Origin of the sequence: Streptomyces sp. NPDC005402, assembly GCF_040606575.1 — a bacterium.
In the GTDB taxonomy this organism is placed as follows: domain Bacteria; phylum Actinomycetota; class Actinomycetes; order Streptomycetales; family Streptomycetaceae; genus Streptomyces.
The window spans coordinates 673,670-687,216 of sequence record NZ_JBEXFB010000001.1; the positions used below are offsets into that span (position 1 = coordinate 673,670).

13 protein-coding genes, 1 tRNA gene and 2 pseudogenes are annotated in these 13,547 nt (G+C 68.4%); 8 read left to right on the plus strand and 8 right to left on the minus strand.

The window, feature by feature from the left end; all coding sequences use genetic code 11:
• Positions 1–102 precede the first annotated feature (102 nt).
• Positions 103–513 carry a helix-turn-helix domain-containing protein gene (locus ABZT02_RS03030; protein WP_356013574.1) on the minus strand — a complete coding sequence of 137 codons (411 nt, stop codon included), beginning with the start codon at positions 511–513 and terminating at the stop codon, positions 103–105.
• A 105-nt stretch (positions 514–618) separates the two neighbouring features.
• Here ABZT02_RS03030 and ABZT02_RS03035 point away from each other — a divergent pair, with 105 nt between their 5' ends.
• Together ABZT02_RS03035 and ABZT02_RS03040 are read left to right on the plus strand one after the other, a co-directional pair.
• Positions 619–1,344, plus strand: coding sequence for a DsbA family oxidoreductase (locus ABZT02_RS03035; RefSeq protein ID WP_356013576.1), 726 nt, complete (start codon positions 619–621; stop codon positions 1,342–1,344).
• A gap of 363 nt (positions 1,345–1,707) precedes the next feature.
• Positions 1,708–2,352 carry an NAD(P)H-dependent oxidoreductase gene (locus tag ABZT02_RS03040; protein ID WP_356013578.1) on the plus strand — a complete coding sequence of 215 codons (645 nt, stop codon included), beginning with the start codon at positions 1,708–1,710 and terminating at the stop codon, positions 2,350–2,352.
• Positions 2,353–3,537: 1,185 nt separating this feature from the next.
• Here the strand turns inward: ABZT02_RS03040 and ABZT02_RS03045 are convergent.
• A pseudogene (locus ABZT02_RS03045) lies at positions 3,538–3,683 on the minus strand (transcriptional regulator); the annotation flags it as partial.
• A gap of 206 nt (positions 3,684–3,889) precedes the next feature.
• Between ABZT02_RS03045 and ABZT02_RS03050 the strand changes: the two are divergent.
• Positions 3,890–4,831, plus strand: coding sequence for a nuclear transport factor 2 family protein (locus ABZT02_RS03050; RefSeq protein WP_356013580.1), 942 nt, complete (start codon positions 3,890–3,892; stop codon positions 4,829–4,831).
• A gap of 1,526 nt (positions 4,832–6,357) precedes the next feature.
• On the opposite strand, the gene ABZT02_RS03055 is transcribed toward ABZT02_RS03050, so the two are convergent.
• Both ABZT02_RS03055 and ABZT02_RS03060 read right to left on the minus strand, forming a co-directional pair.
• Entirely contained in the window at positions 6,358–6,756 is a 399-nt protein-coding gene (locus tag ABZT02_RS03055; RefSeq protein ID WP_356013582.1) for a PIN domain-containing protein, read from the minus strand.
• Positions 6,744–6,995 carry a type II toxin-antitoxin system Phd/YefM family antitoxin gene (locus ABZT02_RS03060; protein WP_079662466.1) on the minus strand — a complete coding sequence of 84 codons (252 nt, stop codon included), beginning with the start codon at positions 6,993–6,995 and terminating at the stop codon, positions 6,744–6,746. The genes ABZT02_RS03055 and ABZT02_RS03060 overlap by 13 nt, the downstream gene beginning before the upstream one ends.
• 577 nt (positions 6,996–7,572) lie before the next feature.
• Between ABZT02_RS03060 and ABZT02_RS03065 the strand changes: the two genes are divergently transcribed.
• Complete coding sequence (locus ABZT02_RS03065; RefSeq protein WP_356013584.1) at positions 7,573–7,710, plus strand: hypothetical protein; 138 nt, start codon at positions 7,573–7,575, stop codon at positions 7,708–7,710.
• Positions 7,711–8,337: 627 nt separating this feature from the next.
• Here ABZT02_RS03065 and ABZT02_RS03070 read toward each other — a convergent pair.
• Positions 8,338–9,195, minus strand: a complete 858-nt coding sequence (locus ABZT02_RS03070; protein ID WP_356013586.1) for a helix-turn-helix transcriptional regulator — start codon at positions 9,193–9,195, stop codon at positions 8,338–8,340.
• A gap of 101 nt (positions 9,196–9,296) precedes the next feature.
• On the opposite strand from ABZT02_RS03070, the gene ABZT02_RS03075 reads away from it, so the two are divergent.
• The 4 genes from ABZT02_RS03075 (at position 9,297) to ABZT02_RS03090 (ending at position 11,913) form a co-directional block, all read left to right on the plus strand.
• Positions 9,297–9,875, plus strand: a complete 579-nt coding sequence (locus ABZT02_RS03075; protein ID WP_356013589.1) for a YceI family protein — start codon at positions 9,297–9,299, stop codon at positions 9,873–9,875.
• Between the two features lie 121 nt (positions 9,876–9,996).
• Positions 9,997–10,470, plus strand: coding sequence for a cupin domain-containing protein (locus tag ABZT02_RS03080; RefSeq protein ID WP_356013591.1), 474 nt, complete (start codon positions 9,997–9,999; stop codon positions 10,468–10,470).
• Positions 10,471–10,639: 169 nt separating this feature from the next.
• Positions 10,640–10,903, plus strand: coding sequence for a zinc-binding dehydrogenase (locus ABZT02_RS03085; protein ID WP_356013593.1), 264 nt, complete (start codon positions 10,640–10,642; stop codon positions 10,901–10,903).
• A gap of 47 nt (positions 10,904–10,950) precedes the next feature.
• On the plus strand, positions 10,951–11,913 hold the full coding sequence (locus tag ABZT02_RS03090; RefSeq protein WP_356013595.1) for an NAD(P)-dependent alcohol dehydrogenase: 963 nt from the start codon (positions 10,951–10,953) through the stop codon (positions 11,911–11,913).
• Between the two features lie 89 nt (positions 11,914–12,002).
• Here ABZT02_RS03090 and ABZT02_RS03095 read toward each other — a convergent pair whose 3' ends face one another.
• The 3 genes and pseudogenes from ABZT02_RS03095 to ABZT02_RS03105 all read right to left on the minus strand — a co-directional run bounded on the left by ABZT02_RS03095 (position 12,003) and on the right by ABZT02_RS03105 (position 13,286).
• Entirely contained in the window at positions 12,003–12,392 is a 390-nt protein-coding gene (locus tag ABZT02_RS03095; RefSeq protein WP_356013596.1) for a hypothetical protein, read from the minus strand.
• A pseudogene (locus ABZT02_RS03100) lies at positions 12,392–12,632 on the minus strand (transposase); the annotation flags it as partial. The gene ABZT02_RS03095 and the pseudogene ABZT02_RS03100, both read right to left, overlap by 1 nt.
• Positions 12,633–13,140: 508 nt before the next feature.
• Positions 13,141–13,286, minus strand: a tRNA-Ile gene (locus tag ABZT02_RS03105).
• Positions 13,287–13,547 lie beyond the last annotated feature (261 nt).

Here is a 13,547-nt window from a genome sequence, read left to right on the forward strand (position 1 = left end):
GCTGGCATGACGGTGCTGGCTGCCCGAGGCCACCCGACCTCAACACACTCTGAGCACTCAAATGGCCCACCTGTGTTGGCCGTTGCTTCGGCCTGTCAGCGGTCAGGAACGCGCAGCCGCGGTCGCGGCGGCGGCCCGATGCTCCCGGATCTCGTCGTGGTGTTCGGCGGCCCAGGTGAGCAGGGACTTGAGGATGTCGTTGAGGCTGCGGCTGAGCGGGGTGAGAGCGTACTCCACGCGAGGCGGCACCTCCGCATAAGCGGTCCGTGTCACCAGACCGTCCTGCACGAGCTGGCGCAGGGTGAGGGTGAGCATGCGCTGGGAGATGCCGGGGACCTGGTGCTGCAGTTCGGTGTAGCGCAGCGGGCCGGCCTCCAGTACGGCGATCACCAGCACGCTCCACTTGTCGCCGACACGTTCCAGCACCTGCCGGATGAAGTCCATCTGCTCGGCCGGGATGCCGGCACACGGCCCCCTGCTTGCGGCGGAACCCGTCTTGGCCGTGACCTCCATGACACACATTCCCCTCTGCCACAGACACGGATGTGCCTTTTGTACGCGCTTCCATACTGGTCCATCATGGCGCTACGCACAAACAGTAGGAATCGGAGGTGCGCCATGAAGATCGAGATCTGGGCCGAGGTCACCTGCCCCTGGTGCGGTCTGGGCAGCCACCGCCTGGACCAGGCCGTGGAGCAGTTCGAGCACGGCGACGAGGTGGAGGTGATCCACCGCTCGTTCCCCATCAGCGACAGCTTCCCCGTCGGCAGCACCCTCACCGCGCGTGAGGCCCTGGTGCAGCGGCACGGTATGGGCGAGGCCCAGATTCAGGCGACGACCCGCGCGATCGAGGCGCTGGCCGAGAAGGAGGGCCTGAGCCCCTACATCGTCCTGGACAACCAGGTCGGCAACACGAGGCTGGCCCACGCGTTCCTGGCCCACGCCTCGGCCGAAGGGAAGAACCGCGCCGCGTGGGACGCGATCTTCCGGGCGTACTTCCGGCAGGGCCGCTCCGTCTTCGGGCTCGGTGACCTGCTCGATCTGGCCGACGAGCTCGGTCTGGACCGTGAGAAGACCCGGCAGGTGCTCACGGAGGGCCGCTTCCGGCAGCAGGTGCAGGAGGAGGCAGGGCAGGCTCAGCGACTGGGCGCCACCGGGGCGCCGTTCATCGTGGTCGACGGCCGGTACGCCGTCCCGGGCGCGCAGGACACCGACAGGCTGCTCAGCGTCCTGCGCAAGGTCTGGGCGGAAGCGCATCCCGCCGTCCAGCTGCTCGAGGGCGATGCGGGGGTCTGCGGCCCGGACGGCTGCGCGGTCCCGGCCGACCACCCCGCCCACACCTGACCGACCCGCCGTGCGGGCGTCCGCGGTCACAGCAGAACGGGCCGCGCAACACCCCGCTCCGGCGATCTCACGCACACCACTGGTCCCGGACGCTGGATGCGGTCGCTCCTGCCCGGGCCTGCACGCCGGGGGTCGTTGCCGCCCCGATCTGTCAGGCCCGGCGCGACAGGCCCATCCGGCCGAGTCCGCTACGGCACACCCCGCTCGGGGCTCCGCGATGACGCGAGCCCGTCGCCGTGAACGCGGGTCGCCCGCCTGCCCGTCATGCCGACAGCTGCATCGAACAGCACGGATGTCCGGCCACGGCCCCAGCGTCACCCCTCCGATCCGATCTTGTGCACAGCCATACCGAAAGGCACCACTATGTCCTACCTGCTGCACATCGACGCCTCTTCCCTGGGCGACGCCTCCATATCCCGCCAGGTCGCCCAGTCCTTCCGCACCCAGTGGGACGGCCCGGTCGTCCACCGCGACCTCGCCCTCTCGCCCGTGCCCCACCTGAGCGCGGCGGGCATCACCGCCCGGATCACCGACCCCGCCCGGCACACCCCGGAGGAGGCCAAGGCCGCGGCGGTCCAGCAGGAGCTCATCGACGAGTTCCTCGGCGCCGGCGCCTACCTGTTCACGGTGCCGATGTACAACTACTCGATGCCCTCGTCGTTCAAGGCATGGCTGGACCAGATCATGGCCCAGGGCCACACCCTGGACTTCGTCAACGGTCCCGCCACCGCGGGCCGCCCGGCCGTACTGATCTCCGCACGCGGCGGCGGCTACGCTCCCGGCACCCCCAACCACGGCAAGGACCACCTCGTGCCCTACCTGGAAACCGTCCTGGGCGACCCCCACACCCTGGGCCTCGATCTGACCACGGTGACTCCCGAGCTGACCCTGGCGCCCCACAACCCGGCCATGGCCCCGCTCATCCCGCTCCACGAGGCGTCCCTGGCCGAAGCCCACGAGCAGGCCGGCCGGCTGGCCGAGACCGTCGGCCGCAAGACCGCAGTCTGACCAGAGCCCCGGATTTCCCGGCCTGCCGGAACGCCCCCTGAACGCCTGAGCGGTTTCCAGGGGGCCTTCCGCGAGCTGCTTCCGAAACGATGCACGTCCCCGTGCTCGCCGACTGCGGGCGGTGCCCTGTGCAACTGAGTGGTCAACCTGCACAACGAGCCGGCCGGCAGCGGTGTCTACGTCGCGCACGTGGCAATCGGCACGTGGATAGGCGAGGACGACCCCAAGGGCTTCCGTCCGCCATCCCCGAGCAGATCGCGCCCCCGGTACTGGGACCTGCGCGAGCGCCGCGACCAGGCCGAAGCCGTCGTCAACGGCCGGCCAACGCTTCTCCCGTGCGCGGGGTCCTGCTGCGGAGCGTCGATTCCGATCAGGCGACGAGCGGGCGAGCACCTTCAGTTCGTCATGGCCGATCAGCCACTACACGGACTAGAGCACGGCGGTCTCCGGTTCGTGGCGCGGCGCGTAGTCGATGAGGGTCCTGGCCTTCTCGATGGTGAGGCAGTGGCTGCGGTAGAGGTGCTCCCACGTCACGGACTCCAGAAGTGGCCGCTCGAACCAGCCGGCCGCGATCTCAGCGAAGCTGCGGACGTTCAGGGCGGTCGGGGCGACGACATTGAAGACTTCGCCCGCGCGGCCGCCTACCGGTGCTCGATCACTCGCTCAAAGCCTTGCGCGACATCGTCGGCGTGCACGCGGTGCATCGGCTCGACACCGATGCCGGGGATCTGCAGCGGCTACCCGGCCGAGAGGGCGTACCGGACGGCGGGGTCGTAGGTGCCCACCGAGTTGATCGGGCCCGGCAGCGTTGCGGCGATCAAGGGCCGTCGATGTGGCCGGGGTGCAGGGATGTGGTCACCTGGCCCCCGGAGGGGGTTTCCTCCGTCAGCATCCGGGCGATCGGGCCTTGTGGATGCCGCCGTGCTCCCTGACCCCGGCGGGGTGCCCGTGGCCTAGAGACCGGCAGCTTGCCGCTGGGGCCGGAGCGCCACAGGGAGAGCCGCGGTGCAGCAGGTGCCCAACGCCGCCGCGCAGCCGCTCGACCAGGGCGGTGGCCGACTCCAGGGTGAAGCGGACGCTTGGGCAAGTGCCTTCGGATGGCCAGTGTGCAACCGCTGCGGCGCCCCCGGCGAAGCACCTGCCCTGCAGGCGGGTGTCATGCCTGTGGCCCTCACCCGCGATGAGGTCGACGCTGACACCGGCGAGCATCACAACCACCTCACGGCTCGGGCCCGGCACGCGCCGCTCCCCGCAGGAAGGCCGGCCCGCTGCGGCGTGATGTTCGCGCGGCGGGAGATCAAGAACTTCCGCACCTCGTCCTTGGTGCTCATGACCCCCACGGGGTAGGGCCGACACGTTTCCTGGCAGGTTCTGCCGGAACCCCGAGGCCCGGCCGGCCTGCGGCGCGACCCGCCCCCGCCGTGACCTCCAAGGCGCACATCACCCTCCGGCACGGACAGGGATGTGCCTTTTGTGCGGACCTCCACACCGGTGCATCATGGCGCTACGCACAAAAAGTAGGAATCGGAGGTGCGTCATGCACACCACCTTCAACACCCCCAGGAAGGCCGCCCGCCTTCTCATCGCAACAGCGACGGTCGGCGCCCTGCTTGCCGGAGGAGCCTCCGCGGCGTCGGCGATCCCGCCGCGCCCCGCAACGGCGATACAGGCGTACGGCGCGATCCACCAGACGGCCGCGAACAAGGCGCTGGTTCTTCACTACTTCGGCCAGCTCGTCAACCGGGGGAATCTCGGCGCCATCGACCCGTTCGTCGAGCCCGGCTACATCGAGCACGACCCGACGCGCGCCACCGGCCCGAAGGCGCTCCGCGCATGGGCGAGCGGCCTGAAGACCGCCCACCCCCAGTCCCGCGCGACGGTCAAGAAGGTCATCGCCCAAGGCGACCTGGTCGTTCTGTACAGCAACCTCATCCTGGAGCCGGGCTCCAAGGGGACGGCGCTCGTCGACATCTTCCGCATCGCCAAGGGCAGGATCGCCGAGCACTGGGACGTGCAGCAGCAGGTCCCAGACAGTACGGCCAGCGGCCACGACATGTTCTCCACCCTCAGCACCCCCCGCCTCCCGGGACCGGACCCGCGCGCCTCATCCGCCTACAGCGAGAAAGTCGCGCTGGGCATGATGATCGGCCTCGCCGTCGATCACGACCTGACGGCCCTGGACCGGTACGCTGCCGCCGACTACATCCAGCACAGCCCGACGGCACTCGACGGCACAGCGTCCGCCAAGGAGACGTTCGGCAAGATCTTCGCCCAGTTCCCGGGCTTCACCGCCAGCCCCAAACGGGTCATCACCGAAGGCGACTACGTGGCGATCCACTCCCACTACAAGACCAGCGCCAAAAACCCGGGGACCTCGATCGTCGACCTCCTGCGAGTCCGCAACGGCAAGGTCGTCGAACACTGGGACGTCGTCCAGCCGATCCCGGCGACCTCCGCCAACAGCAACACCATGTTTTGACTGAGGACGCCCGGCGGGCCGACAGCGGCACCGCCGGGCATCATGCCGTCAGACCCCACGGACGCGGCCCTCTATAACGGCAGACGCCAGCCTGGCCAGAGGTTAGCGAGAACCGAACCACCCCGAGGGCGCCGTCAGAGTGCCCCGGGGTGCCGCCCAAGCGCCCAGGGCGACGCAGGAACGCGCCTGCACGGAGGCGTCGGAGCCGTGCCGGTCGGACACAGCCAGGAGAGCGTTCGGCGCGAACTCCCTGCGGAGTTGGCATGCGCCGACGAACTCGGCGCGGCTGCCAGGACGTTGAGGTCCATTCGTCCAGGGGACACCAGCGGGCTTTCACCTTGGTGGACCGTGCATCCACACGTGGCGCCGGCCGATGTCGATGGCGGCACCTCGTACTGGACGAAACCCAAGGCCACTGACCCAGAAGGCCCAGGAACTGCTCCCCCACCGTGCCGCCACATACATCCAGGCCGACGCCGACACCTTCTTCACCCTGACCGCCGACGCCATCGCAGAGACCGCCCGCCGCCACCCGGTGAGCATCGGTGAACCACACAATTCGTCGGGTGCGGCGGTCAGATTGGCCAGGGCCCGACAGACTCGTGTCGCGAAGATGACGGGAGCGACACGGCGGTCATTCGAGCATCGAGGACGGCCAACGGCCTTCGGCCAGCCGTCCTCGTCGCCTTCGACATCATGAGCTCGGGCCTCGTCTCCATACGGGCGTGAGGCCACGGTCTCAGGACGGGGACAGCGGCTCTGGGTGGCAGTGGGGGCGCTCATGGCGGCCTCAGTGATCGTGCGCTATCAGGGGCGCACGCTCCCTCGTCGAGGGGTCGGCCCCTCGCCTCCATGGCAGGCGAGGTACTCGGCGAACGGTATTTCGACATACACCGTCTGGTCGGCGACCGGCGGTCGGTTCCCCGGCCATGTCCGGTCGACCGTGCTCGGCACGGAGGAATGAGGGGCATGCAGCCTGTGGTGTTGGCCGACGTCGGGCGCTTCCGGTCGAGGGGCTGGGCGGTGAGTCATCAGGCTTAGCATTCCTCGGCCCCGACCTCCGCTTCGATCGTCTGCTCGTTCTGGACAACGGAGTCGTCCCGCTAGAGGTTTTGGCAGCTGGACGAGCTACGAGACATTCCACGCCCTGGACGCCAGGCCCGACCTCGGCGACTACTCCGCTCGCATTCGCGCCGGGACGCGACCGCGGAGCTGTACGAGCGATCAAGTGGGCTGCTTCATGCCACTGGGCGTCACTTGCAGAAGATCCACCGGCATGATCCGGGCACGCACCCTGACCTGCAGCGATCAGCTGAGCGTTTCCGGATCGGTGGGGTATGCGTTCCGGAGCGATCTCCTGGCCACCCGCCGACCCGCGGCGACGGAGTTTTCTACAAGTCCCGCTACGTCGTAGATCCTCCAAGAAGAAGGAATCGTCCTCGTGACCTGGCTCAAATAAGTCGCGCGTATCAGGCTTGCGGACCGCCATTCCTGCCCGACGTTCCTTGGTCGCCGTCCAAGGCCTGTCACACCTGACGTACCCGAACGCCGGGAAGGTCGTCAAAGCGGGCCCGCTTGTCGTAGGTGACCACGGTGCGGGCGGTGGTCAGCGCGGTGGCCGCGATGATCAGGTCGTGGGCGCCCCGGGGCTGGCCGGCCCTGCGAACATGCGCGAGCAGCCGCGCGTGCGCCCGGGCCACGTCCACGGTGTACTCCTCGACCGGGATGGTGGCGAGCACGGTGTCGACGAAGGACTGGCGGGCGATCCGATTGGTGTCGTCCGCCAGTTCCACGCCCTGGAGCAGTTCCGCCGCCGTGATGGCGGCGATAGCCGGATCGTCGTCGTCGGCCAGCGCCTGGTCGAGGGAGACCTTCTGGCGCTCGATCGCGATCAGCACGCCGGTGTCCAGGATCAGTCGCTCCACGGATCGTCCAGCGTCAGCAGGTCACGGGTGGCGGTGACGTCATCCTCGAAGGCATCGTCGAGCGTGCCGACATGACGCAGGAGAGCGTCCTTCACTGCCCGTCCCGTGGCCTTGGGCGCGGGAGCGAGCACGGCCAGGCGCTTGCCTCCGCGGGTGATCACGATGGTTTCCCCGCGTTCCGCACTGTCCAGCACGGAGGCGAAGTTCCGTGACGCTTCGGTAGCGGTCATCGTCTTCATGACCTGATTTTCTCAGAGAATCTGATGCTCGACAAGACACGTGGAGGACCGGTAGGAGTCCAGACCGGCGAGTGTCCGCCCCCCGTCCTGAACCTCGCGTCCCCTGAACACGGTTTCGTCGTGGTTCACCGCATCTCCGGTCACTGCATCATCGCAGGTCACAGCACTCGAGGTACTTCAGCTTCACGAGCTTTCAGAAGCGAAGCGGAGGGATTTTCTCTCGCATAACGAGTGGTGGGGCAGGTGGGACTCGAAACTCACGGCCGACGCATCGTTTCCCCAGGTCAGGCATGATCTGGCGCCGCAGACATTCTCCACCCTTGCTTCCTTTCCGATCCTTGTGTCCAACCGGCATCCCGAACACGGCGCCGCATGGCGTTCCACTGGGCGACCACCCTGGCGACCTTCGCCTTCGGCACTGCTCCGGGCGACCTGACCGCCACCATCGGCTTCGGCTATCTGGGCTCGGCCGCCCTGTTCGCCGCCACCATCTGCGCACCCGCTTCGGCACCCTGGGCACGGTCACCGCCTTCTGGACCGCGCACGTCATCACCCGCCCCCTCGGAGCGCCGACTGGATGGCACTCCCCCGCACCCGCGGCGGCCACGACCTCGGCCTGTCGCCCGTCTCCCTCGCCTGGACAGCCGCGATCATCGGATTCGTCGGCTACCTGGCGGCGTCCCGACACGACAGGGGCGCGCACGCCACGGCATGAGGCAAGGACGCGCTGGGCCGTTTCCTGTACGGGCCGTTATCCCGGCACACACCTCAGCCACAGCCGTCTTGCACGGACCGCCGTACCCACACGCCCCCAGGGAGAAGGCCGACCCGAAGATGACCAGAGGGCACTTGCGACTCCTCGCGTCCAGCCAGCGTCCAGAATTGGGCGTCCAACCCCTCGAAAACGTCGGCTACGGAGGCGTGCCCAACACCCAGGCCACCACATCAGAGCGGGTCAGAGCGATTCGAACTAACGCCTACCGTCCCGGAGTTGCAGTCACGAGCAGCGGATTCCGTCCGTTCAGGCACAGTTGACGATCCGACAGGACAAATTAGACGTTTCCGCAGGTCAGAGCCTTGCCGAAGTGGGGCGGGTGGGACTCGAGCCCACTGCCGACGGATTTTCCCTTCCAACGTCCAGAGGGCGGGCGGCGGGTAGCGCCGTTGACGGATCGGGCCGACGGTACGCGTAGTCGGCCGTGGTCTGCCGGGGGTGGAAAAGCCTTCGACCGGTCACGCCGATCCGGCACCCTCCTTCACACCCTGATGGCCGAGACTGCGCAGATCCCCCCGGGTACGGGCCAGGTGGCAGGGGCGAGAGCGCTATATCCCCCAGCGAAGGTCAGCCGCTCACTGCCCGCAGTGCCCCCGGCCTGCGGCCGTTGAGACGGTCCAGCGCGGTGGCCGTGGCCTGGTCGGCCGGCAGGTGCACCACCAGGCGACGGCCCTCGTCCGCCAGCGCGAGCGTCTCGAACGACAGACGCAGGCGACCTGCCTCGGGATGCTCGACCACCTCGAGCCCGAAACGGGAGGGCGGGGCCGGAACAGCGGCGAGCCGGTCGCTGAACGGCGCTCCGGCCGCCGCCGTCAGCTCGTCGGCCAGGACGGCGACATGAGGGTCGTACAGCGAGGACTCGTTGCGCAGATGGGCGACCTGCTCGTCGGCCAGCCGGTCCCACCCTGGGAACACGGCGCGGGACCGGTCGTCGGTGAACAGATACCGCACCATGTTGGGAGGGTCGCCGTCGAGCAGGCCGAGCGGACGGGCATACCGCTCGTAGCCCTGTGTCCAGGCCACGATGTCTCCCATCCGGTTGAGCAGGACGGCCGGCGCGGGCTCCAGACTCTCCAGGAGTGCCAGCAAGGTGGGGCGCACCGTGCGCTCCGGCGGTGCGGTGACCGACCGGCACAAGTCCTTGTCCTCGCCGTGTTCCCTGAGCAACCGGTGCAACAGCACACGGTCCGCCGTCGACAGCTGGAGGATGTCGCCGAGGGCGGCGAGGATCTTGGGCGAGGGGTTGCGGTCCCGGCCCTGTTCGAGCCGGGTGAGGTATTCGACGCTGATGCCGGCCAGGGTGGCGAGCTCGGCGCGGCGCAGCCCCGGCGTGCGACGGCGAAAACCCGCGGGCAGGCCCGCCTCGGCCGGGGTGAGGGCTTCGCGGCGGGTACGCAGGAAGGTGCCCAGCTCGTTGTCGTTCACCTCTCGAACGTACAACGTGCCCCGGCGCGGAGGGTGGCCCTGCCACTACTACCCTTCGGCCGGTCTCCCCTGCCCCGCCGCAGGGCCCGCACGATGAGGGCATGAGCACTGAAACCCCTGCGGAAACCACTGTCACGTCCGTCGCCGCGCTGCCCCTCACTCCCGGCGAGTGGGAACTCGACCCCCACCACTCATCGGTCGACTTCACCATCCGCCACCTCGGGATCAGCAAGGTGCGCGGCCGTTTCACCGAGTTCACGGCCGGGCTGTACGTCGGTGAGACCCTCGACGACGTGCGGGTGACCTCCGAGATCGCCCTGGCCTCCGTCGACACCGGGAACGCCGACCGCGACGCGCACACCCGCTCGGCCGAGCTGCTCGATGTGGAGAAGCGTCCGACGATGACGTTCCGCTCGACGCGGATCTCCGGGGACGGTGAGGACTGGACGTTGGCGGGAGACCTGACCATCGCGGACGTGACCCGCCCGGTCGTGCTCGCTGTCGAGTTCGGCGGGGTGGTGGACTCCCCTCTGGATCACCGGAAGCACGCCGGGTTCGAGGCGACGGGCGAGATCCGGCGCGGCGACTTCGGGTTGGACTTCTTCCCCGGGCTCCTGGGTGAGGTCATCAAGATTCGCCTGGACATGCAGTTCGCCGGCCCGCAGACCCAGGACGCCTGACCGAGCGATGTGTGGCGCACCGCGGGGCGTTCGCGCGGGCGTGACGATCGACGCACCCACTTCTTGCGACTTCGACGAGGGACCGACGACCTCGGGCCCCACGTCGGGAGGAGGACCTCACATGAGCAGTGCCCTTGTACGCAATCCAGGCGACGGCACCACCTTCCGCTACCACACGAGCGTGGTCGAACAGGTGGTGAGCAACGCCGAGACGAGCGGATTGATCAGCGTCACGCGTCAGATCGCGCGCCCCGACCAGGCGCCGCCCCTGCATACCCACAGCCAAGAGGACGAGAGCTGGATCGTCCTGTCCGGCCGCGTCCGGTTCTGGGTCGGATCGACCTCGTTCGACGAGTGCGAGGTGTACGAGGCCGAGCCCGGCGCTTTCGTCTGGGGGCCCCGATCAGTCCCCCACAGCTACCAGGCCATCACATCGACCGCGGAACTCCTCGTCATGTGCAACCCCGGAGCCATCGAAGGCTACTTCCACGAAGCCGGAGCCACCGACTCGCGCAGCAACGCCTCGCACAGCCTCATGGAGGAGTACGGCTTCGTGATCCACGGCAACCCACCCCCTGTCCCCCAGACATACTGATCACGAGTGTCGTCGACGCTCGCCAGGTTTGATCATGGCGGCGACATCCGGTGTGGTGGAAGGGCTTGTGCCGCACCACGCGGAGGTCTACGCGTCCCCAAGGTGATGCCCGGCTGACCGTTCACGGCAGGTCTATGCCCTCCTCGCCAAGGCCATCGCGGGCAGCTCAGTGCCCGGCCCTCGGCACCACGGCACCGGAACCACGTCGACTCCGGGGCCGTGCCCCGGGGCAGGCGGCAGTCGTTGGCCGGGCGCCACGAGCATGGCCAACCCCAACCCCAACGCCCAGACCCTGGCCTCCCTGGCCGAGCAGGTCGTCTCAGGCGTGCTGCGGGTAGCGGTCACCGCCACCCAGCCGCTGGAGCAGGCCGCGGAGGCGTTCGCCGCCTTCGGTGCCGGCGCCCCGGGCAAGATCGCCGTCTCCAGCTCCTGACCACCCTCGACAAAGAGGTACGACCATGCCCGCCAGGGAGCCCGCCCATGTCACCTGACCAACTGATGATGCGCGCCGTTCGGTACGACCGTTACGGAGGCCCCGAAGTGCTCTCCGTCGGTGACGTTCCGCGTCCGTCCCCCGGGCCGGGCCAGGTGCTCGTCCGGGTCCACGCATCCAGCGTCAACCCGATGGACGTGAAGATCCGCTCCGGCGGAATGCGTCTGATATCCGGGCGACGCTTTCCCAAAGGCACCGGAGGCGACTTCGCCGGTGAGGTGGCCGCACTCGGCAGCGGGGTCACCGACGTCACGGTGGGCGAACACGTGTGGGGCATCCTCAGCGACGTCTCCGGACGGACGGGTGCGGCCGGCGAATACGTCCTGGCCAAACCCCAAGCCATCAGCACCGCCCCCAGCGGCACGGACCTGGTGGCCGCCGCCGCCCTGCCCGCGGTCGGCATCACCGCACTGCGCGCCCTGCGGGACACCCTGCGCCTGCGTTCCGGCCAACGGTTGCTCGTGGTCGGCGCGAGCGGCGGCGTCGGCAGTACGGCGGTCCAGCTGGCCCACGCCTGGGGCGCCCACGTCACCACCATCGCCGGCGCCGCCAACGCCCCGTTCTGCCGCGAACTCGGCGCCGACGTGGCCCTGGACTACGCCACCACCCCACCGAACGCCCTCAAAGGGCAGTTCGACGCCATCCTCGACTGCCACGGCTCCGCTGTCCGCGACTACCGACGCGCTCTGCGCCCCGGCGGTCGCATCGCCTCGCCCACCGCCGGCGCCATACCCTTCGCCCTGCTGTCCCTCCTCCTGCCCGGTCCACGCGTACGGCTGATCATGGCCAGCCCCCGACGCGCGGACCTGAAAACCCTCGCCGATCACGTCGACAAACAAGACCTGCGTCCGGTCATCGAGCGCGTGTATCCCCTGGACGAAATCCAGGACGCCCACCGAGCCACCGAAACCGGCCATGCCCGCGGCAAGCGCGTCATCCGCCTCGTTTAGCACCTAGTACAACAGGGCTAGCTCTGGATCATCTGTAGTCGTAACCGCCTTCGGAAATGGTGCCGTCGTGCTTCCGCCTGATGAGCGCGTCACCAGATCGACCAGTGCAGTCCCTGGTCGACGGCGGTGGGAGTCGAGCCGATCAGGTTGAACAGGCGCCGGACCTCGGCGACGGTCAGGGCCACGAGTCGCCGCGTTCGCGGCCCGTGGTCACCGCCCAGGACCCCCTTTTGCGGGGTCCGGGCAACCGCGGTCTGGAACGCCAGCGCCAGCATGACCATGGTGATATGGCGATGCCAGGCGCCGTATGTGCGTACCTGGTAGTTGTCCAGTCCGGCCTGCTGCTTGGGCTTGGCTGCCTCGAAACACTCCTCGACCGGCCAGCACAATCCGATGACCGCCACCAGTTCCGGCAGTGCCCCGCGCGGGTTGCAGCAGTGGAAGTAGGCGGTCTCGCCGTCCGCGATGCTGCGGCGCACTTCGACAGCTGGGTAACACCGAGGGACTCGGCGAGTTTCGACCCTGCGGGTGGTGACGCCCAGCAAGCCATTTCGGTGGTTGACCCGCTCGTCACTGACCTGCCCGTACTGAGCGCCGCACAGGGCGTCGGCTTCCGCGGACATGAGCGCGTCGGCGAACGTCTTCACCATCGCGCGCAGCGGATCGGGACTCGCCGCGGCGAGGTTGTCCTCCGCGAGGACGTGCAGGGGCAAGATCAGCCGGTGGCCGTTCGTCTATGCGGGCATCATCCCGATGCCGGAGAAAGCCCCCGGATCAGGTCGAACCCGTACACCACTTCCCTGACGCAACCGGGGGCGACTCCGTGGTGCGATCCGGGGCCGTTTTCAGTACGGACCGTTTCTCCCCCACGCAGACCGGCCGCGTCGGCAACGGCACGATCCAGGCGAGCCCAGTTGGCACCTCACCGCGCCTGCTCCGCTACACCCCTGGGCAGAGTGGATGACTAGACACCGGAGCGACCGCTTCCGGTTCCCTCGCGTCCAGCCAGAGTCCAGAATTCAGTGCCCAACCAGCCACAGGAGCCATGTACCGCAAGTGCAACCGCTGCGAGCTGAGACATCCGCGCAGGTCAGGGGCGCTCGCACTACCGACACCGGCACCGGCACCGAGGCCGAACTCACGAGCAGCGGATTCAGTCCGTTCAGGCACAGTTGACGATCCGACACCTAAAAATGAACGTTTCCGCAGGTCAGAGGCCTGCACAGGTGGGGCGGGTGGGACTCGAACCCACGGCCGACGGATTATGAGTCCGCTGCTCGTCTTAACGGCGGGGTTCGCTTCCTCAACGCTCTTCAGCTGCCAGCGACGTCCGGAGGCCCCTACTGGACCGAACGATGCCTTTGCTACGCCCCCGTCGAAGCAAGACGGCCAGCAGCAGGTGCATCGGTGAACGACGCCCATGGAGAAGGCCGAACGGTAGGCCAGGTCATGCGTCCGAGACCAAGATCCGGACCATCCGCGGACCACGTTCTCACCCGCTCACCAGCACCGGACCGTCACCGCAGGTCAGCGAGGGTACTGCTCGTGTACCGCCAACAGACGAAGAACCTTCTCGTTTCCTACAGTCCGAAGAAACTTGGGTTCTTCTAGAGCCTCAAATGGGCGGTCTGGAG